This window comes from Actinophytocola sp., assembly GCF_050699915.1.
GTDB lineage: Bacteria > Actinomycetota > Actinomycetes > Mycobacteriales > Pseudonocardiaceae > Actinophytocola.
Window position 1 is genome coordinate 20,136 of the sequence record NZ_JBOHGA010000034.1, and the last position, 19,752, is coordinate 39,887.

Sequence of the window (19,752 nt, forward strand, 5' to 3'; positions counted from 1 at the left end):
CTCAGTTCGGCTTCTTGGGGTCGCCCTTGGAGATCTCGTCCGGGTTCATCTTCTCGGCGAGCATCTCGGACGGCGCGGGTGACGCTTCGGCGGCGGTCCCGTGGCCGCTGAACGGACCGATGTACTTGTCGGAGTGGGCCTGCTCCACCATGTGCGGGTAGTGCAGGTCGAACGCCGGCCGCTCGGACCGGATCCGGGGCAGCTCGGTGAAGTTGTGCCGCGGCGGCGGGGTGCTGGTGGCCCATTCGAGCGAGTTGCCGTAGCCCCACGGGTCGTCCGCCGTGGTGGGCTCGCCGTAGCGGTAGCTCTTGAACACGTTCCAGATGAACGGCAGCGTGGACGCGCCGAGGATGTACGCGCCGATCGTGGAGATCGTGTTCAGCGTGGTGAAGCCGTCGCTGGCCAGGTAGTCGGCGTAGCGGCGCGGGAAGCCCTCGTTGCCCAGCCAGTGCTGGACCAGGAAGGTGCCGTGGAAGCCGAGGAACGTGGTCCAGAAGTGCAGCTTGCCGAGCGGTTCGTCCAGGTAGCGGCCGGTGAACTTCGGGAACCAGAAGTAGATGCCGGCGAACGTGGCGAACGCGATCGTGCCGTAGAGGACGTAGTGGAAGTGGGCCACCACGAAGTAGGTGTCCGACACGTGGAAGTCGATGGCCGGCGCGGCCAGCAGGATGCCGGTCAGACCGCCGAAGAGGAACGTGACCAGGAAGCCGATCGAGAACAGCATCGGCGTCTCGAAGGTCAGCGAGCCCTTCCACAGCGTACCGATCCAGTTGAAGAACTTCACGCCGGTCGGGACCGCGATGAGGAACGTCATGAAGGCGAAGAACGGCAGCAGCACCGCGCCGGTCGCGTACATGTGGTGCGCCCACACGGCGACGGACAGCGCGCCGATGCCCAGCGTCGCGTAGACCAGGCCGCGGTAGCCGAAGAGTGGTTTGCGGCTGAACACCGGGAAGATCTCGGACACGATGCCGAAGAACGGCAGGGCGACGATGTAGACCTCGGGATGGCCGAAGAACCAGAACAGGTGCTGCCAGAGGATCACGCCGCCGTTGGCCGGGTCGAAGACGTGCGCGCCGAGCTGGCGGTCGGCGAGCAGGCCGAACAGTGCGGCGGTGAGGATCGGGAAGGCGATCAGCACGAGGATCGACGTGATCAGGATGTTCCAGACGAAGATCGGCATCCGGAACATCGTCATGCCGGGCGCGCGCAGGCAGACCACGGTGGTCAGCATGTTCACCGCGCCGAGGATCGTGCCCAGACCGGCGAGGATCAGGCCGGTGATCCAGAGGTCACCGCCCACTCCCGGCGAGTGGATCTTGTCCGACAGCGGGGTGTAGGCGAACCAGCCGAAGTCGGCGGCGCCACCCGGGGTCAGGAAGCCGGAGATCACGATGATGCCGCCGAAGAGGAACAGCCAGAAGCTGAACGCGTTCAGGCGGGGGAACGCAACGTCCGGCGCGCCGATCTGGATCGGGAGCACCAGGTTCGCGAACCCGAAGAGAATCGGGGTCGCGTAGAGCAGCAGCATGATCGTGCCGTGCATCGTGAAGAGCTGGTTGTACTGCTCCTGGGACAGGAAGTCCAAACCGGGCTGCGCCAGCTCGGTGCGGATGAGCATCGCCATCGCGCCGCCGATCATGAAGAAGGCGAACGCCGTGACGACGTACATCATGCCGATCTTCTTCGGATCGGTCTCCCGGAACAGCTGCAGCAGGTACCCGCCCTTGACTGTCGGCCGCGCCGGGTACGGCCGCGTGGCGACCGGCTTCGGGGCTACTGCAGTCACTGAATGCCTCCTGCGTCCATCCGTGATTCAGGCCGATCGTAGCCCGTTCAGTGCGGGCCAACACGCCTGGGCCGGGGTGGCTAGCGCAGGACGCACACCAGGACCGCGAGGGTGACGACGGCCACGCGGACGAGGGCCGGGACGGCCGGCAGGAAGATCAGGGCGAGCACCCCGATGTCCGGCCCGCGGAGGGTCTGGAAGATCAGGCGGAGCGGCATGGCGCCGATCGGCGTGTCGACCTGGCCGAGGTTGTCGTAGCTGGGTAGCGGGCGGGCCGCCGTGCGGACCGCGCAGGCCGCGGTGAGGGGGATCGTGAGCAGGACCGTCGCTTTCCAGCCGTGGCCGGCCAGCATCGCGAGCCCCAGTGTCGTGGCCGCCCATGCGCCGGCCACGGCGGTGAAGACGACGAAGTGCTCGACGCGCAGGGCGGTGTCGGAGCGCCCGACCCAGCGGCGGCGGCCCGGGGAGCGCCACAGGTCGCCGAGGCCGCCGGCCAGTGGGACCAGGGCGAGGTAGCTCGTCAAGGCGAACAGGATCTCGTCGTTCAGTCGTTCGAAGGCGAGGTGCGCGGCGACGGCGGTGAGGGCGAGCAGTCCCGCGGTGGTCAGGTGTCGGGCCCGGGCGCGGACCCCCAGCCAGGCGATTCTCGCCGGCTTTCGGGGGTCGACGGGCCGGGCGGCGGGGAGCAGCAGGCCGACGTCGAGGAAGTGCACGCCGGTGGTGCGGAGGATGCGGTCCCGCCAGCCGTCGACCAGCCGGGTTCGGTGGGCGGTGGTGGCGATGTGGGGTCGTCTGGGTGGGCCGGACCTGGCAAGCAGTGGGATGGCGGCGATGGTCAGCACCCCGGCGACGATGGCGGGGGCGAGCGGCCCAGGCCGAAAGGCCACGGCCCCAACGGCGAGAAGGAGGACGGCGGCGACCTCGACGACCGAGGCCTGGCGCTGCGCGATCTCGACCTGAGGCGGCGCGTCGGGACTCCCAACCTCGTCGATCTCGACCTCGACGGTCCCATCGACGCCCCGCCCAGCCCCGCCGATCTCACCCTTGCCCGGCCCACCGTCGGGAATCCCAGTCACGCTCGGCCCGCCACCGACGATCCCAGCCCCAGCCAGTCCGGTCTCGGCGGTTCCAGACTCGCGCCGGGCAGCCTCGGTGCTCCCGGCCACGCGCGGTGCGATGTCGGTCCCGGCCTGGCGGGGTGAGGCGCGCAGGGTTCCGTAGTCGGGTGTGTGGCGGAGTGCGGCCAGCGCCAACAGGCCCGCGGCCACCACCACAGCGGCGCCGACCGCGACCCATTCCGCCGGGGCGGCGACGATCGCCGTCAACAGGGCCAGCAGGTACGCCAGGGCCAGCTGTCGCCCGACCCAACCGCGGAGCAGCCGGCGGCTCACCATGCCCACGCGGTCGATGGCGCCGAAGTCCTCCCAGGTAAGGACGGCCGGCTCCAGCCAGACGAAGCCGCGCGGGAGCATCGACCACCAGGCCACCGCCACCGCCACCGCCAGTAGCGCCAGCGCCTGCGAAGGGGCGGCGACACCCAGGTCGTGGCGCAGCTTGTCCAACCGGAAGAACGCCGTCGTCAGCAGGCCGACCGCCAGCACCAACCCGACGGTGCGCTCGTCGCCGGTCAGCCAGCGCCTCGCGAACGCCATCATCCGAGCGGCACAACCTGGTCGGCCACCTCGAGCAGGGGCGGGTGGTGCGTCGCGAGAACCACCGCCCGCGACCGCGAACGCTCGAACCGCACGATGTCCGCCAGCCAGGCCTTCCCCTGCCCGTCCAGCGCTCGCTCCGGCTCGTCCAGCAACAACACCTCGTGCGGCCGGGCCAGCGCACCGAGCAGCAGCAAACGGCGTCGCTGGCCGGCCGACAGGTGGTACGCGTGCACGTCCCGCCGCTCGGCCAGGCCGGCCCGCGCCAGCCACTCGTCGATTTCGACGGCGCCGTCGAAGCTGCGCGACAGCAGCTCCAGGTGCTGGCGCGGCGACAGCTCGGCGAAGAAGTCCGAGTCGTCCAGCAACACGGCCACCTGCCGGCGAAACGCCTTGTCGCGCTCGTCCGGCTCTCGGCCCAGCACCTGGACCGTGCCCTCGGTCGGCCGGCGCAGGCCGTACAGGCACTGCAGCAGGGTGGACTTGCCGCTGCCGTTGGCTCCCGTCAGCACGAGACACTCGCCGGGGCCGACCGTGAGATCGAGATCGCGGAACAGCCAGTGCGGCCCGGCCCGCATCCCCAGCCCGGTGGCGTTGATCGACACGACCTCGACGTTACTGCGCCGTCACCGTTTCGTACGCCGCGATCGTCTCGCGCAGGACGTCCTTGCCCGGCCGGGCCCACAACGACGCGCTGAACACCTCGACCTCGATCGGGCCCGTGTAGCCCGCCTTGTCGACGGCACGCAGGAACCGGCCGAACTCCACGCAACCAGCCCCCGGCAGGCCGCGGCCGAGCAGCACGTCCGCCGGCAGCGGCAGCACCCAGTCGGCAAGCTGCACGCACGCGATCCGGGAACCGGCGGCCGCGATCAGCGGAAAGACCTGCTCGTCCCACCACACGTGGTACGTGTCCAGCGCGACCCCCACCGCCTCGACCGGGAACGGGGACGCCAGCGACAGCGCCCCGCGCAGGGTCGCCACCACGCTCCGGTCCGCCGCGAACATCGGGTGCATCGGCTCGATCGCCAGCCGCACGCCGGCCGACTGCGCGTACGGCGCCAGCGCCTCCAGCCCGGCCGCGACCCGGGACCGCGCGTCGTCGAGTGTGCGGCCGAACAGCCCACCACACACCAGCACCAGCACCGGTGAACCCAGGGCGGCGGCCTCGTCGATCGCGAGCTTGTTGTCGTCCAGCCAGTCGTCCGCGCCGAAGAACCCGCCCCGGCACAGCGAGCTCACCGACAGGCCCGCCTCGCGAACCAACGCGGCCGAGCGAGACAGGCCGTACGAGGCCACCGGCTCGCGCCACAGCCCGACCGACCGCACTCCGGCCGCCGCGCACCCGTCGACGACGTCGGGCAGCGGCCAGTGCTTCGCCGTGGCCTGGTTGAACGAGAACCGCTCAAGGCCCTGTGTCATTGGTTCGCTCCGCAAGCTCCGCTCACTGGTCGACCCCGCAAACCGCGAAGAACGCGCGGGCTCGGGCGGCCGCGAGCGAGGGGGATGGCAGCAGCCCGGCCTCGTCCGCCAGCACCAGCAGCCGGCCGAGGTGCGCCGGCGAGCGGCCGGACTGCAGGCCGCCGACCATCGTGAAGTGGTCCTGGTGGCCGGCGAGCCAGGACAGGAACACGATCCCCGTCTTGTAGTACTGGGTCGGCGCGTCGAACAGGTGCCGGGCCAGCGGCACGGTCGGGTCGAGCAGCGCCCGGAAGCCGGCCGTGTCACCGGAGTCCAGCATCGCCAGCGCCCGCCCGGCCACCGGCGCGATCGCCGCGAACACGCCCAGCAGCGCGTCGGAGTAGCCCTGCGAGTCGCCCGCGATGAGCGACGGGTAGGCGAAGTCGTCGCCGGTGTACATCGCCACCCCGGCCGGCAGCCGGCGGCGCAGCGCGACCTCGAAGTCCGCGTCCAGCAAAGAAATCTTGATGCCGTCCACAGTGGACGAGTGATCCTTCAGCAGGGCCAGCACGGTCTCGGCGGCCTCCGCCACCGACGCCGAGCCCCAGTATCCCTCAAGCGCCGGGTCGAACACGGCGCCGAGCCAGTGCAGCAGGACCGGAGAGTCCACTTCGGACAACAGCGTCGAGTACACGGACAGGTAGTCCTCCGGCCCGGCGGCGGCGGCCGCGAGGTGCCGCGAACACATCAGCACCGGCACCGCGCCGGCCGACACCACGTCGGCGAGCTGCTCCCGGTACGCGTCCAGCACCGCGGACAGCGTGGCCGGGCCGGGCGGCAGCTGGTCGGTTGCGACCCCGGCGACGATCCGCCCGCCCACCGAGGCGGCCTCCGCGGCGCTCCGCTGGACCAGCGAGCGCACCGCCGGATAGTCCAGGCCCATCCCGCGCTGGGCGGTGTCCATCGCCTCGGCCACGCCCAGCCCATGCCGCCACAGGTGGTGCCGAAACGCCAGCGTCGCGTCCCAGTCGAGCGCCGCCGGCGCCCCGGGTCCGTTGTCCGCCAACGGATCCGCCACCACGTGCGCGGCCGCGTACGCCACCCGCGACTGCGCCGGCGCCGACCCGGGCGAGACGTGCGCGCCCCGCACGACGTACCGCTCACCATCAGGGAGAACAACGGAGTCGGACATCAGCCCGGCTCCGGGATCTCGAGCCGGCGCCCCTCCCGCGCGGCCCGCATGCCCACCTCGGCGAGCCGCACCCCGCGAGCCGCCGAGGCGAAGTCCCACGGGAACGGATCGCCGGTCGCCACGTGCCGCAGGAACGCCTCCCACTGCACGCGGAACCCGTTGTCGAACGCCTCGTTGTCCGGCACCTCGGCCCAGTCCCCGCGCTGGTCGACGCCCGGCGGCAGGTCCGGGTCCCACACCGGCTTGGGCGTCACCGCCCGCGACTGCGCCCGGCAGTGCCGCAGGCCGGCGACCGCACTGCCGTGTGTGCCGTCCACTTGGAACTGGACGAGGTCGTCGCGGTAGACCCGCACGCACCACGACGAGTTGAACTGGGCGACCACGCCGCCGTCGAGCTCGAAGATCGCGTACGCGGCGTCGTCGGCGGTGGCCGCGTACTCGGCGCCCTCCTCGTCCCACCGCCGCGGGACGTGCGTGGTGATCATCGCCTGCACCGCGCGGACCCGGCCGAACAGGTGCTCCAGCACGTAGTTCCAGTGCGGGAACATGTCCAGCGCCATGCCGCCGCCGTCCTCGCGCCGGTAGTTCCACGACGGCCGCTGCGCCGGCTGCCAGTCCCCCTCGAACACCCAGTAGCCGAACTCGCAGCGCACTGACAGCACCCGGCCGAAGAAGCCGCCGTCCACCAGCCGCTTCAGCTTCCGCAGTCCCGGCAGGAAGATCTTGTCCGACACGACCCCGTTGCATACTCCCGCCGCCGCGGCGGCGCGGGTCAGCGCGAGCGCCCCGGCGTGGTCCATCGCGAGCGGCTTCTCCGAGTACACGTGCTTGCCCGCCTCGATCGCCGCGGAGACGGCCTTCTCCCGGCGCTGCGTGGTGAGCGAGTCGAAGTAGACCGACACGTCGTCGCGGGCCAGGGCCGCGTGCAGGTCGGTCGTCCAGTCCGACAACCCGTGCCGCTCCGCGATGTCCGCGAGCTTGCGCTCGTTGCGGCCGACCAGCACCGGCTCGGGCCACAGCAGCGTGCCGTCGGACAGCGGCAGGCCGCCGTCGGCTCTGATGGCCAGCAACGAGCGGACCAGGTGCTGGCGGTAGCCCATGCGCCCGGTCACCCCGTTGAGCAGGATGCCGACAGACCGTCGGGTCATAGGTGTCTCCTCCGACTAGTGGCTCTCCTGGGAGCCCAGCAACTGGCGGATCTCGCGGGTGAGCGTGCCGAACCCGGGATCGGTCATCACCTGTGCGTAGTCTCGCTCCGCCGGCAGCTCCACGGGCAGCGTTCGCACGAGCCGGCCCGGGCGCGGGCTCATCACCTCCACCCGAGTGCCGAGGAACACGGCCTCCGCGATCGAGTGGGTGACCAGGAGGATCGTCGTGCCGGTCTCCCGCCAGATCCGGTTCAGCTCGGCGTTGAGCCCCTCCCGGGTCAGCGCGTCGAGCGCGCCGAACGGCTCGTCCATCAGCAGCACCGGCGGCGAGTGCAGCAGCGCGCGACACAGCGCGACCCGCTGCTGCATGCCACCGGACAGCTCGTGCGGCAGCGCCTTCTCGAACCCACCCAACCCGGTCAGCTCGATGAGCTCGTCCGCCCGGACCGCCGCCTCGGCCCGGGCCATGCCACGCATCTCCGCCTGCAGCAGGATGTTCTTGCGCACCCCGCGCCACTCCAGCAGCGCGGCCCGCTGGAACGCGAAGCCGATGTTCTGCTGCGGACGGGTCACCGGGGAGCCGAGCAGGCTGACCGAGCCGGTCGTCGGCTTCACCAGCCCGGCGATCACCTTGAGCAGCGTGGACTTCCCGCACCCGGACGGGCCGACGATGGTGACGAACTCGCCCGCCTCGACCCGCATGGTGACGTCGGTGAGCGCCGTGGTGGCCGACCGCTTCGACTGGAAGCGGACGGTCAGGTCCGCGATGTCGACCGCCGTGTCGGTCAGGGTGCCGGTCACGCGCACCCCCGCGGCAGGGCCAGGAAGGACGCCTTCCAGACACTCAGCGCCCTGAAGGACGCCTTCCAGGCGTCGCGGCGCGGGGTCATCAGGAGCCCGCGGCTTTCGCGTGCGAGCCGTCCCAGTACTCCGGCGGCGCGCCCGCCTCGGCGAGGTCGGCGTACTGCGTCATCAGGTCGATGGTGTCCTGCCACTGCTCCTCGGTGTTCACGCCCGGCTGGCCCGCGGTGTCCAGCTGCAGCAACGGCTGCGCGAGCGTGAGCTGCTTGACGAGCACCTCCTCGGGCGGCTCGTTCTCCGCCATGCCGGCCATCGCCTTCGCCGCACCGGGAACGTCCTTGGCCGCCTCGGCCCACGACTTCTGCGTGGCGCGGACGAACCGGGTCACCATGTCCTTCTGCTCGGACAGCGTCTTGTCGTTGACGACGATGCCGGTGCCGAGCATGTTCAGCCCCGAGTCCGCGTAGAGCAGGTAGTCGACCTTCTTGCCGGTCTTCGCCTCGATCGTCGGGCCCTGGTCGTGGAAGAAGCCCATGATCGCGTCGACCTGGCCCTCGGCGAGCTGGGCGATCTTGTTGGCCGGGTCCATGTTCACGATCTTCACGTCGCTCGCGGCCATGCCGTTGGCCTTGAGCCAGGCGGGAAACGTCGCGTACATCGCGTCGCCCGGGGTGCCGCCGACCGTCTTGCCCTTGAGGTCCTGCGGCTTGGTGATCTTCTGGTCGGACAGGAACTCCAGGGACGCCGGGCCCTTCTGCAGGAACACGCCGACGCTCTTCACCGGCATGCCCGATCCGACCCCGTTGAGCAGCGGCGGGGTGTCCGCCCAGCCGAACGTCGTCTGGTCCTGCGCGACCTGCTTGATCACGGTCGCGGACCCGTTGCCCGGCTTGATCTCCAGGTCGATGCCCTCGTCGGAGTAGAAGCCCTCCTGGACGCCGTAGTAGAACGGCGCGTGCTCGCCGTAGGGCACCCAGTTGAGCGTCAGCGTCACCTTGTCGCCGGCACCACCACCGCCTTCCGAGCCGTCGTCGGAGCTCGTGCTCGGCGCGCAGGAGGCGACCAGCAGCAGCGCGGCTATTCCGGGGAGTAGTCGAGGCATGTTCGAAACACTCCTGTTCAGCAGCCTTGTGTTCAGACGCAGACCTGTTTTGAACATGTCTCGAAGTTTCATGACAGGCCCTCTTTCATGACGTGCCTCTATGACGTGGTCAGCGGGGTGGCGGAGCGGCGGCTGGCGTGCCACGGGATGAGCAGCGCCTCGGCCGCCTCCACCACCACGAACAGCAGGATTCCGATGAGCGACATGAGGATCAGCGCGGCGAACAGCAGCGCGGCGTCGAGGTTTCCGTTGGCCAGCAGGAGGATGTAGCCCAGGCCCTCGCTGGCGCCGACGAACTCGCCGACCACCGCGCCGACGACCGCGAGCGTGACGGCGACCTTCTCGCCGGCCATCAGGTGCGGCAGCGCGTTGGGGAACCGGATCTTGCGGAAGGTCTTCCAGCGGCTCGCGCCCATCGTGGCCGACAGCTCCAGCAGCTCCGGGTCGGTCGAGCGCAGCCCGGCCACGCCGGAGACGACAACGGGGAAGAACGCGATCAGCACCGCGAGAATGATCTTCGGGGTGAGCCCGTTGCCGAACCACACCACGAGCAGCGGCGCGATCGCGATCTTGGGAATCACCTGCGCGAACAGGACGATCGGGTACAGCGCCTTGTCCATCGTGCGCGAGTACGCGATCAGCACCGCGGTACCCAGGCCGAGGATGCTGGCCAGGACGAACCCGATGACCGTCTCGTACAGGGTCACGTACGAGTGGTGCATGAGCGAGCTCCAGTCGCTCACGATCTTGTCCCACACGTCGACCGGGTGCGGCACGAGATAGGGCGCGACCCACTCCTGCTCGGCGGCGATCCACCAGACCACGAAGACCGCGCCCAGCAGGATCGCGGGCCGCCACAGCGCCTCGCCCAACCGCAGCAGCCGCCCGCCGAGGTCGAGCCGCCTCGGTGTCCGCGCCGGTGCCGGCGGGGTGGTCGCCGCCGGCGTGTCGTTCGAGGTCACCATGGCCGACACCTACGACGCCGCCTTCGCCATGTTGCCGGCCACGGGACCGGCCACGATGATCGCGTTGACCCGCCAGTACTGGTCGACGTCGATGCCGAACGTGAGATCAACGGTGCGGCCCTCCGTTCCACCGTCCACAGTGAACTGGTCCCAGCCCCAGCGGTTGGCGCCCAGCTCCACGCCGCCGGCCACGACCCGTTCACCGTCCACCGTGACCACGAGTGGCTGCGCGGCGTACTGCGCGTCGCCGCGCAACAGGGACACCGTGTGGGCTCCCGCGGGAATCCGCAACCGCAGCGTCGCGTCCTGCCGTGAGGTCACCATGTCCCGGCGCAGCGCGTCCGGCGTGCCGCGGTCGCGCGACTCGAGCGCGGCGTTCGCGCTCCAGCCGAACCCGGTCGTCTCGACGTACCCGGTCGCGGGGTCGAGCCGCTGGTAACCGGCCTGCAGCGGGCTGTTCGCGGCGCCGGCGTCGAGCGCGAAGACCGCGTCGGCCACGGGCGGGGTGAGGTAGGTGTGCGCGCTGGGATGCCCGCTGACGTGCCCGTCCGCCCCCGTCGCGTGCGCGGCGATGTCCACCTCGGCCACCGGCCCGGTCGCCACGCCGTCGGCCGGCGCGGTCAGCGGCACCCGGACCTGGACGGTCTCGCCCGCGTTCGCCGTCGCGTCCACCGGCTCGGTCGTCCACCCCGGCGGCACGTCCAGCTCGACCGTGGCGCGCACCGGCTCGGCGGTCCGGTTGGCGAGGTCCACCGTCGCGGCGGCCTGCTCGCCGGCGGCCATCGGGGTCGGCACGGTCAGGTTCGACACCTCGGCCGGGGCCACGAACTCCAGCCAGTCGAGGTTGAACAGGTCGCCGGTCGCGCCCGGGTTGCGGGCCACCAGGTACAGCTCGTGGCTCACGCCCGGGTCGGCGACGTTCGCGGTGACCTCGGTCCAGGTCTCCCAGCCGCCGGTGACCGGCACCTCGACGCTGCCGAGCACCGGGCCGTCCGGCGCGCCCTGGCGGAGCTCGAGCGTGCCGCCCGCACCCGCGCTCGCCACTCGGAACCGGACGGCCGGCACGTTCGCGAGGTTGATCGGCTCGTAGCTCACCCAGTCGCCGTCGGAGATGTGGCCGACGAGCGCCGCGCCGCCGCCCTCGGAGTTCGGCTCCAGCTCCACCCCGGACGAGCTGGTGAAGTGGTCGGCCTCCTTGTGCCGCGGCTGCAGGATCGCCGAGTCGCCGCCCTCCAGGCGCGCGACGCCGTTGCCGCCGCGGTCGGTGTAGGCCGAGTCGACGATGTAGAAGATGTTGTCGTTGGGCCCGTGGCCGTCGTCGATGATCGTCTCGATGGCACCCGAGCAGCCGCGGTACTGCTCCAGCGGATGGCCGTGCTGGGCGTGGCCGAGCGCGGGCTGGGTGACCACCTGCTGGCAGTCGATCGTGCCGTCCGCGGTGGACCCGTCCTCGGGGTCGGTCACCGCGAGCTGGAACGGCACCTGCTCACCCCAGTCGAAGACCTGGCCGTCCAGCGGTGCCTGGAGAGTCAGCGTCGGCGCGGTGTTGCCCACGGTGACGGGAATGTTGGCCACCGTGGAGCGGCCGGTCGGGTCGGTGACGGTGAGCCGCGCGAGGAAGTCGCCGTTGGCGGAGTAGGTGTGGCTCGGGTTCGGCTCGGTGGAGTCGGTGGTGCCGTCGCCGTCGAAGTCCCACGCGAAAGTGATCTCCTGGCCCTCGTCCGGGTCGACCGAGCCGGCGGAGGAGAACTCGACCGCGAGCGGCGCCTGGCCGGAAGTCGGCGTGGCGGCGCCCCGCGCCTGCGGCGACCGCTCGCCCGGCCGGACGTAGTTGATCTTGTAGATCCCGGAGTCGAAGTTCGGGTCGCCGCGGCCGGAGCCGCCGTAGTTGCTGCCCCACTCGATCACGTACATCGAGCCGTCCGGCCCGAACTCCAGGTCGATCGGGCGCAGGAACTCCTCGTGCGGCAGGAACCTGTTCATCGACACCGCGTTGCCCTCGCCGTCGAGCTTGACCTCGAACAGCGCGTTGCGGGTCCACTCGGCGACGAAGATCGTGTCGTCGTAGTACCGCGGCAGCTTGGTCTCCGACTCGAGGTCCGGGTCGAAGTGGTAGGCGGGCCCGCCGATCGCGAGCCGGCCGCCGGTGCCCAGCTCCGGCCAGTCCGCGGAGGTGCCGTAGGGGTAGGGCAGCCAGGCACCGCGGGCCGGCGGGAGCTGGCTCAGTCCGGTGTTGTTGGGCGAGTCGTTGGTCGGGCCGCCCGCGCAGTCGAAGGCCTCGCCGGAGGTGCCGGTCGCGAAGTCGTAGTCCACATAGGACTTGTTGGCGCCGATGCAGTACGGCCAGCCGTAGTTGCCGGCGGACTTCGCCTGGTTGAACTCGTCGTAGCCCATCGAGCCGCGGGCGGGGTCGTCGGCCTGCGCGTCCGGACCGACCTCGCCCCAGTACAGCCAGTCGGTCTCGGGGTCGATGTGCAGCCGGTACGGGTTGCGGTTGCCCATCACGTAGATCTCGGGCCGGGTCTTCGCCGTGCCCGGCGCGAACAGGTTGCCCTCGGGGATGGTGTAGGTGCCGTCGGGCTCGGGGTGGACGCGCAGGATCTTGCCGCGCAGATCGTTGGTGTTGGCGGACGAGCGCTGCGCGTCGGCGGGCTCCTGGCCGGGCCGCTCGTCGATGGGACCGAAGCCGCTGCAGCACGGCGTGGAGTTGTCGCCGGTGGCGATGTAGAGGTTGCCGGCCGAGTCGAAGTCCATGCCGCCGCCCTCGTGCGCGTTGAGCTGGCGCTGGGCCGCGAACTCGATGAGCGGCTTCTCGCTGGCGAGGTCGATCGTGCCGGCGGCCTCGTCGAAGGTGAAGCGGGAGATCCGGTTCACCGGGTCGTCGAGTGGTGAGTAGTACAGGTAGAGGAAGTGGCTCGTGTCGAAGTCCGGGGCGAGCACGATGCCGTGCATGCCGTGGGTGTGCTCGACCAGCACGTCGAGCTTGGCCAGCGGCCGGGTCAGGCGCGCCTGCGGGTCGTACATGTTGACCGCGCCGCCGCGCTGCACGTAGAACACCCGGCCCGCGCCGTCGATGTCCATGTCGAGCGGGTCGTCGGTGTTGCCGTCGAGCTGGAGCTTCTCCCAGCGCTCGTCCTCGGTGGGCCCGCAGTCGCCGGCCGCCGCGCCGGCCGCCCACTCGATTCCGCCGAGCAGGTGGCCGCGGAACAGCGGCTCGGCGAAGGCCTCGGCGTGGTGGCCGAGCCCGGTGTACCAGGAGCGGCCGCCCTCGAAGTCCTGGCACCAGGAGATCGGGTGGTCGGCGCCCATGGTGTGGCCGGTGTAGCTGCGGGTGTCGAAGCTCGCCAGGACGTGCACGTTGCCGCGCGGGTTGGCGACGAAGTCGTAGGGCTCCTCGGTGCGCTCCCAGACCTGCGGGAGGTCCTTCGTGGACGGATGCACGCGGTCGTCGACCTGGATCCGCACCGGCTGGACCGCGGGGTGGACCTCGAAGAAGGCGCCCATCAGGTCGCCGTACCAGGCCCAGTCGTACTCGGTGCCGCTGGCGGAGTGGATGCCGGTGTAGCCGCCGCCGGCGCGGACGTAGCGCTCGAAGGCCGCGCGCTGTGCCGCGTCGAGGATGGCGCCGTCGCGACCGTTGGTGTTGTTGAAGACGACCGCGTCGAAGCCGGCCAGCCCCTCGTCTGTGAACACGCCGGCGTCGTCGGAGACGGTGACGCCGAAGTCGTGCTCGGCCCCCAGCTCGGTGATCGCCTGCTTGCCTGCCGGGATCGAGTCGTGGACGAAGCCGTTGACCTTGGAGAAGACCAGGACGTTGAACCTGGCCTGCGCCTGTGCCGGTGTCGCCAGCACCGTCCCGAGCACCAGGGCCGTCACGAACACGACGATGAGCGAGCGTCTGTGCACGACATCCTCCCGCAGGGCCACGCTCGCCGCTGCCAGGCAAGCGCTTTCCTCGCAGCGTAGGGCTGTTGGACGCCATCAGGCAAGGGCTTTCCTGTTAGCGGGTCATCACGTAGCGTGCTATGGGACGTACGTGTTGAGCAGGCCGCACATGCCGAGCCGGCCCTCCTCCGTCGGCCGCGGGAGTGCGGTCACGCGGGCCTCGCCCAGGTGTGTGGAGTCGCCGCGGGCCAGGGCGTCGAGCTGTACTCCGGTCGACTGGGCCGCGCGGAACGCGCCGTCCTCCCACCGGGTGCGCCACTGGTCGAGCAGCGGCTGCTTCAGCGCGACGGCCGCGGCGTGGAAGCCGGCCATCGCCTTCGGGCCGTCGCGCTCGACCGCGGCGCGCAGGGTGTGGAAGCCCTCGATCGCGAGGTCGCGGCGGCGGTAGGCGCTGGTGAGGTCGGTGCCCGGCGCGCCACCATTGGGCAGCGCGACCGCCGCCGAGTAGCGGTCGGGGTCGGCGAGGATCTCCGCGGGGAAGGTGAGGACCGCGTCGCCCGCCTCGGGGAGGCCGGAGTTGCTCATGACGACGACGATCTGGAGGTCGCCGCCGTTGACGAGCCGGTGGACGGTGCCCGGGCTGAACCACAGGACGGTGCCGGGCCGCAGCTCGTGCTCGGCGAAGCCCTGGGCGGACAGTGTCTGCACCGCGCCGTGACCGCCCGTGACGACGTAGGCCTCGGTGCAGCACAGGTGGATGTGCGGCGTGCCGCCCGGCAGGCCGTCGGGAGTGAGCGTGTCGTAGACGCAGAGTCGCGAGACACCGACGCCGCCGGGTAGTGGATCACGCATCGGTTACACCTCGGCGTGGAGGAAAGGGCTTTCCTTGTAGTCTGACGCTAGGCCCGCTTTCGCCGGGCGTCAATCGGCTGTCGGGTCTGTGGAGGTGGCATGGCAACGCTCGCCGACGTGGCCCGCCGGGCGGGTGTCTCGGCGGCCACCGTGTCACGGATAGTGAACGGCAGCCCCAAGATCGTGTCGGACGACCTGCGTCAGCGGGTGCTGCGGGCGGTGCAGGAGTTGCAGTACGTGCCCAACGCGCACGCGCAGCTGCTGGCCCGCTCGCACCGGACGACTGTCGGCGTGATCGTGCACGACGTGTCGGATCCCTACTTCGCGGAGATCACCCGGGGCCTGCAGCGAGTGGCGTCCGAGCACGGCCGGCTGGTGATCATCTGCAACTCGTACCGCGACCCGGACCGGGAGCTGGAGTACGTCGAGCTGCTGCGGGCACAACAGGTCGAGGCGATCATCCTGGCGGGGTCGGGGTACCACGATCAGGCGTTCACGAAGGCGTTGAACGCGAAGCTGTCGGCGTACATGTCGACGGGCGGGCGGGTGTCGGTCGTGGGCCGGCACAAGCTCGCGGGCGATGCGGTGATGCCGGCGAACGAGGAGGGCGGCTACCTGATCGGTTCGGCGGTCTTCGCGGCCGGCCACCGCCACGTCGGCGTGGTGGCGGCCCCGAAGCAACTGACCACGACGACCGACCGACTGGCCGGCCTGCGCCGCGCGGCCCGAGCGCATCATCGGACGCTGCCGGCCAAACGGATCGAGTACGCGTCCTTCGACCGTGACGGCGGCGCCTCGGCGACTTCGGCCTTGCTGGACGCGGACCCCCGCCTGACGGCGATCGTGGCCCTGAACGACTCGATGGCCATCGGCGCGATGTCGGTGTTGCGCTCCCGAGGCCTGTCCGTGCCGGCGGACGTGTCGGTGGTGGGCTTCGACGACATGCCCATCGCCCGGGACGTGACCCCGGCCCTGACGACGGTTCGCCTCCCTCTGGTGGAGATAGGCGCCAGAGCGATAACCCTGGCGCTGGACCCACAGGACTCGAAGCCCCGCGTAGAGGAGATGGCAGCAACCCTCATCCACCGCGAGTCCCTGGCTCCACCCCGGGAGTACTGACTCAGATAGGCAGCCGCAGTAGCCGCTACGAGGACCCTCAACACGCGCGTGGCTTGGGGAGACTGACCCGCAGGCCAGCCATCACCTGGGGAGGACGGCGTACTGGCGTAGACAGAGGTCCGGGTACGTGACCGGCCCGCGAGGCCCCGGGACCTTGTCGATGTTGATGCCCGTCTCCGGGACGCCCAGCAGCTTGACGCCGTCCAGCAGCCTGGTCGGCGCGTTCCAGAACACGCCCGTGCCCGTGTACGCCGCCATGAAGGACTCCGCGGTGGCGCTGGAGGTGGTCACGATGCACGCCGCCAGGCCGGAGGTCTCCTCATTGGACACTCGAGCCGCCTCCAAGGCCGACTGGACCGGAAGCACCGTCACCGTGGCCTCGTGCTCCGCGTCCAGTGCCCACTCGTAGCCGACCGCGTGGTCGTGTGGGGGCAGCGACAGCCGGATGTCCAGTTCGGACAGTGCGGACTCCACCAGGGGCAGCGCCATCGAGTACACCGACGAGTGGACCAGCAGCAGGTTCAGCCGGTTGCACACGCCGAGACGATCAACGCTGCGGCGGATGACGTCCACGCCGACCTCGAGGTCGGCCTCGGCGTCCAGGTACAGCACGCCGCCGCCGTCCGCGTGGGCCAGCGTCCGCACACCGTGTCGGGCCGCTTCGAACGCGAGCGCCCGGGTCGACTCGCCGCTCCCCCGCAGGATCACCAGCGGCACCAACCCCGGCAACGCCACCAGCTCCGACGCCGCCGCTCGGTCCGCGGACGGCACCAGCTGGATCGCGGCCGGGTCCACGCCGGCCGACGACAGCGCGGGCGCCACCACCGACGCCACCAGCTCCGTGGCCGACCCCAGGGCCGCGGACCCGGTGCGCAGCACGCCCGCGTTGCGCGACTTGACCAGCTGGGACGCCACGTCGACCGTCACGTTCGGCCGTGCCTCGTAGTTCGCCCCGATCACGCCCACCGGCCGGCGGCGCTCGACCAGGCGCAGGCCGTCGGGCAGCGTGCGCAGCTCGACCGAGCGTGCCGGGTGCGGCGCCGACGCGAGCAGCTCCAGCGCGGACGCCATCGCGGCCAGGCGGGCCTCCGTCAGGCGCAGCCGGTCCAGCAGGCCGCGGCTCATGCCGGCGGACTCGGCGGCGGAGACGTCGGCGGCGTTCGCGGACAGGATCGCCGGGCGAGCCGACACCAGGTTCGCGGCCATCGCGGCCAGGGCACCGTCGACGACCTCGTCGGCGGCACCCGCGAGCGACGGGGCGGCCTCGGCCGCGGCCGCGGCACACGTGGCCACGGTGGATGGTGAGACGTCGAGCACCGACATGGGTACCAGTCTGCCTCACACCACGAGCCACCCCACCGTGAGCACCAGGCAACCCAGGTCGATCATCAGGAACGCGCCCACCCAGAACAGTCCCGGTGCGCCGGTGAGCCGCGCGAGCTGGTCGGCGTCGGAGTCCCGGGCCCGACCGCGGCTGCGCAGCCGCTGCAGGTCGCCGACCGAGCGGATGCCGCCGAGCAGCAGGAACCACATGATCAGGTGCGCGAACGGCGCCTGGACCTCGTCCGGCGCCCACTTCGACACGGCGACCAGCACGGCCCCGGTGGCCAGGACCGAGAAGACCCCGAAGAAGTTGCGCACCACGAGCAGTACGCCGACCAGCAGCACCGCGCAGATCACCAGCAGCGCGGTCACCCGACCGGCCGCCAGCAGCGCGGCGAAGGCGAGGCCCAGCAGCGAGGGCGCGATGTAGCCGAACAACCCGGTGAGGACCATGCCCGGCCCGTACGGCTTGCCCTTGCTGAGCGTCAGGCCGGAGGTGTCCGAGTGCAGTCGGATGCCGGTCAGCCGCCGGCCGGCCAGCACCGCGACGAGCGCGTGGCCCGCCTCGTGCACGATCGTGATCACGTTCCGGGCCGGCCGCCACAGCCACGACAGCGCCACGACGACAAAGGCTAGGCCAGCCGTGACCAGCACCATCGTCTCCGGCTGCCGGTCCATGCCAGCGAGCACGTCCCTCCACACCGGGTCAGCTGATCACACGGACGGTCTGATCGCTGTTACCTCGCTTGGCCGGCCCCGCGTCGACGCCTAGCGTCTCGGGCGTGGACGCCTATGAGCACATCGAGTACGCGGTCGCCGACCGGATCGCGACCGTCACCCTGAACCGGCCCGAGGCACGCAACGGGTACACCGTGCGGATGGCCGACGAGCTCGCGGAGGCGTTCGACCGCGCCGACCGCGACGACGACGTGCGGGTGGCCGTGCTGACCGGCGCCGGCAAGGACTTCACGGTCGGCGCGGACCTGTCCGGCGGCGGGCTGGACGTGGCCGCCTCCCAGGACGAGGCATGGGACGAGCCGGCCGGGCGCTGCTCGATGCGGATCTTCGCGATGAACAAGCCGGTGATCGCCGCGCTGCGAGGTGCGGCCGTGGGCGCCGGCTCGACGATCATCCTGCCGGCGGACTTCCGACTGGCGTCGACGGACGCGCGGTTCGGGTTCGTGTTCTCCCGGCGCGGGCTGTACCCGGAGGGCGCGTCGACGTGGTTCCTGCCGCGGCTGGTCGGCATGGGCCGGGCGCTTGACTGGATGGTGAGCGGCCGGGTGTTCGACGCGTACGAGGCACTCCAGGCGGGCCTGGTGACGGCACTGCACGAGCCGGAGGAGGTGCTGCCCGCGGCCTACACCCTGGCGCGCGAGCTGATCGTCAAGACCGCGCCGGTGTCGGTGGCGGTGATCCGGCAGCAGCTGTACCGGATGAGCTCACTGGACTCGCCGTACCCGGCGCAACGCCTGGACTCCCGCCTGATCGCCAGCTGCATGACGAACCCGGACACCGCCGAGGGCATCCTGTCGTTCCTCCAGCGCCGCGACCCGGAGTGGTCGGGCAAGCCCGGCAAGGACCTGCCCGACTTCCTCCCGTGGCTCCCGAAGAGCAACCCCTAGACGGCGAGGACGTCGTTGGTCGGGGTCTCGGCGAACAGGGTGTCGATCTCGTGGGCGTACTTCTCCGCGATCGGCTTGCGGCGCAGCTTCATCGTGGGGGTCAGCTCGTCCCCGCCGGGTTCCCAGGCGGCCGGGACCAGGCGAACCCGCTTCAGCTGCTCCGCCCGCGCCAGCTTCTCGTTGCCCGTCTTCACCCCGGCCAGCACGGCCGCGCGGACCTCCGGGTGCGCGACCAGCTCCGCGGGCGACGCCGAGGCGATCCCGTGCCGGGCGGCGAACACGGCCGCGGCGTCGGGGTCGAGGACTGCCAGCGCCGCCACGTACGGGCGGTCGTCGCCGATCGCGACCAGTTGGCCGATCAGTGGCGTCGCCGACTTGACCGCGTTCTCGATGTTGGTCGGCGACATGTTCTTGCCGGCCGCGCTGATGATCAGCTCCTTCTTGCGGTCGACGATCTTCACGTAGCCGTCCGCGTCGATCTCCGCGATGTCGCCGGTGCGCAGCCAGCCGTCCGCGTCGATCGTCTCCGCGGTCTTCTCCGGGTCGTTGCGGTACCCGCGCATGATCGTCGGGCCGCGGGTCAACAGCTCGCCGTCATCGGCCAGCTTGATCTCCATGCCGGGGAAGACCCGCCCGACCGTGCCGAGCCGCGTGTGGCCGGGCAGGTTCGCGGTGCTCGCCCCGCCCGTCTCGGACATGCCCCACACCTCGTAGATGCGGATGCCCAGCCCCCAGAAGAACTCCAGGAGCTCCGGCGCGATCGCGGACGCGCCCGACGACGGCGCCCGGCACGCGTCGAGCCCGAGCTTCGCCCGCAGCTTGGCCAGCACGATCTTCTCCGCGAGCCGGTGCTCGACGGCCAGGGTCGGCGGCAGCGGCCGGCCGGCCAGCTCGGCCC

The 19,752-nt window shown here is 71.1% G+C and carries 16 protein-coding genes; 2 read left to right on the forward strand and 14 right to left on the reverse strand.

The window, feature by feature from the left end:
- Position 1: 1 nt before the first annotated feature.
- The 11 genes from ctaD to ACRDSK_RS09405 form a co-directional block, all read right to left on the reverse strand.
- Positions 2 to 1,789 carry an aa3-type cytochrome oxidase subunit I gene (gene ctaD / locus ACRDSK_RS09355; RefSeq protein WP_431439595.1) on the reverse strand — a complete coding sequence of 596 codons (1,788 nt, stop codon included), beginning with the start codon at positions 1,787 to 1,789 and terminating at the stop codon, positions 2 to 4.
- 80 nt (positions 1,790 to 1,869) lie between these two features.
- Positions 1,870 to 3,441: a hypothetical protein gene (locus tag ACRDSK_RS09360; RefSeq protein ID WP_431439596.1), complete on the reverse strand. Its 1,572-nt coding sequence runs from the start codon at positions 3,439 to 3,441 to the stop codon at positions 1,870 to 1,872.
- Entirely contained in the window at positions 3,441 to 4,046 is a 606-nt protein-coding gene (locus ACRDSK_RS09365) for an ABC transporter ATP-binding protein (protein WP_431439597.1), read from the reverse strand. Before ACRDSK_RS09365 ends, ACRDSK_RS09360 begins: the two co-directional genes overlap by 1 nt.
- A gap of 10 nt (positions 4,047 to 4,056) precedes the next feature.
- Positions 4,057 to 4,863: a sugar phosphate isomerase/epimerase family protein gene (locus ACRDSK_RS09370; RefSeq protein ID WP_431439598.1), complete on the reverse strand. Its 807-nt coding sequence runs from the start codon at positions 4,861 to 4,863 to the stop codon at positions 4,057 to 4,059.
- Between the two features lie 22 nt (positions 4,864 to 4,885).
- Positions 4,886 to 6,034, reverse strand: coding sequence for a dihydrodipicolinate synthase family protein (locus ACRDSK_RS09375; RefSeq protein ID WP_431439599.1), 1,149 nt, complete (start codon positions 6,032 to 6,034; stop codon positions 4,886 to 4,888).
- Positions 6,034 to 7,182, reverse strand: coding sequence for a Gfo/Idh/MocA family protein (locus tag ACRDSK_RS09380; RefSeq protein WP_431439600.1), 1,149 nt, complete (start codon positions 7,180 to 7,182; stop codon positions 6,034 to 6,036). Before ACRDSK_RS09380 ends, ACRDSK_RS09375 begins: the two co-directional genes overlap by 1 nt.
- Before the next feature lie 15 nt (positions 7,183 to 7,197).
- The gene (locus ACRDSK_RS09385) at positions 7,198 to 7,983 is read right to left on the reverse strand and encodes an ABC transporter ATP-binding protein (protein WP_431439601.1); all 786 of its coding nucleotides are present in this window, start codon (positions 7,981 to 7,983) and stop codon (positions 7,198 to 7,200) included.
- Between the two features lie 88 nt (positions 7,984 to 8,071).
- Positions 8,072 to 9,085: an ABC transporter substrate-binding protein gene (locus ACRDSK_RS09390; protein WP_431439602.1), complete on the reverse strand. Its 1,014-nt coding sequence runs from the start codon at positions 9,083 to 9,085 to the stop codon at positions 8,072 to 8,074.
- Positions 9,086 to 9,183: 98 nt separating this feature from the next.
- Complete coding sequence (locus ACRDSK_RS09395) at positions 9,184 to 10,050, reverse strand: ABC transporter permease (RefSeq protein ID WP_431439603.1); 867 nt, start codon at positions 10,048 to 10,050, stop codon at positions 9,184 to 9,186.
- A gap of 9 nt (positions 10,051 to 10,059) precedes the next feature.
- Positions 10,060 to 13,956, reverse strand: coding sequence for a ThuA domain-containing protein (locus tag ACRDSK_RS09400; protein WP_431439604.1), 3,897 nt, complete (start codon positions 13,954 to 13,956; stop codon positions 10,060 to 10,062).
- Positions 13,957 to 14,073: 117 nt separating this feature from the next.
- Positions 14,074 to 14,787 (reverse strand): cupin domain-containing protein, encoded by a 714-nt coding sequence (locus ACRDSK_RS09405; RefSeq protein ID WP_431439605.1) that lies wholly within the window; start codon positions 14,785 to 14,787, stop codon positions 14,074 to 14,076.
- Positions 14,788 to 14,886: 99 nt separating this feature from the next.
- On the opposite strand from ACRDSK_RS09405, the gene ACRDSK_RS09410 reads away from it, so the two are divergent.
- Positions 14,887 to 15,906 carry a LacI family DNA-binding transcriptional regulator gene (locus ACRDSK_RS09410; protein WP_431439606.1) on the forward strand — a complete coding sequence of 340 codons (1,020 nt, stop codon included), beginning with the start codon at positions 14,887 to 14,889 and terminating at the stop codon, positions 15,904 to 15,906.
- Positions 15,907 to 15,987: 81 nt separating this feature from the next.
- Here ACRDSK_RS09410 and ACRDSK_RS09415 read toward each other — a convergent pair whose 3' ends face one another.
- Both ACRDSK_RS09415 and ACRDSK_RS09420 read right to left on the reverse strand, forming a co-directional pair.
- Positions 15,988 to 17,223 carry an aldehyde dehydrogenase family protein gene (locus ACRDSK_RS09415; protein WP_431439613.1) on the reverse strand — a complete coding sequence of 412 codons (1,236 nt, stop codon included), beginning with the start codon at positions 17,221 to 17,223 and terminating at the stop codon, positions 15,988 to 15,990.
- Positions 17,224 to 17,244: 21 nt separating this feature from the next.
- Entirely contained in the window at positions 17,245 to 17,919 is a 675-nt protein-coding gene (locus ACRDSK_RS09420; protein WP_431439607.1) for a M50 family metallopeptidase, read from the reverse strand.
- Positions 17,920 to 18,011: 92 nt separating this feature from the next.
- Between ACRDSK_RS09420 and ACRDSK_RS09425 the strand changes: the two genes are divergently transcribed.
- Positions 18,012 to 18,854: an enoyl-CoA hydratase-related protein gene (locus tag ACRDSK_RS09425; protein ID WP_431439608.1), complete on the forward strand. Its 843-nt coding sequence runs from the start codon at positions 18,012 to 18,014 to the stop codon at positions 18,852 to 18,854.
- Here ACRDSK_RS09425 and ACRDSK_RS09430 read toward each other — a convergent pair.
- Positions 18,851 to 19,752: AMP-dependent synthetase/ligase (locus ACRDSK_RS09430; RefSeq protein ID WP_431439609.1), on the reverse strand; the 902-nt coding region annotated here is incomplete at its 5' end. The genes ACRDSK_RS09425 and ACRDSK_RS09430 overlap by 4 nt on opposite strands.

Bases quoted from the DNA above. Each gene is read 5' to 3' on its own strand.
- ACRDSK_RS09380 (WP_431439600.1), bottom strand. From the start codon at position 7,182: ATGACCCGACGGTCTGTCGGCATCCTGCTCAACGGGGTGACCGGGCGC.
- ACRDSK_RS09360 (WP_431439596.1), bottom strand. From the start codon at position 3,441: ATGGCGTTCGCGAGGCGCTGGCTGACCGGCGACGAGCGCACCGTCGGG.
- ACRDSK_RS09375 (WP_431439599.1), bottom strand. From the start codon at position 6,034: ATGTCCGACTCCGTTGTTCTCCCTGATGGTGAGCGGTACGTCGTGCGG.
- ACRDSK_RS09390 (WP_431439602.1), bottom strand. From the start codon at position 9,085: ATGCCTCGACTACTCCCCGGAATAGCCGCGCTGCTGCTGGTCGCCTCC.
- ACRDSK_RS09405 (WP_431439605.1), bottom strand. From the start codon at position 14,787: ATGCGTGATCCACTACCCGGCGGCGTCGGTGTCTCGCGACTCTGCGTC.
- ACRDSK_RS09395 (WP_431439603.1), bottom strand. From the start codon at position 10,050: ATGGTGACCTCGAACGACACGCCGGCGGCGACCACCCCGCCGGCACCG.
- ACRDSK_RS09370 (WP_431439598.1), bottom strand. From the start codon at position 4,863: ATGACACAGGGCCTTGAGCGGTTCTCGTTCAACCAGGCCACGGCGAAG.
- ACRDSK_RS09410 (WP_431439606.1), top strand. From the start codon at position 14,887: ATGGCAACGCTCGCCGACGTGGCCCGCCGGGCGGGTGTCTCGGCGGCC.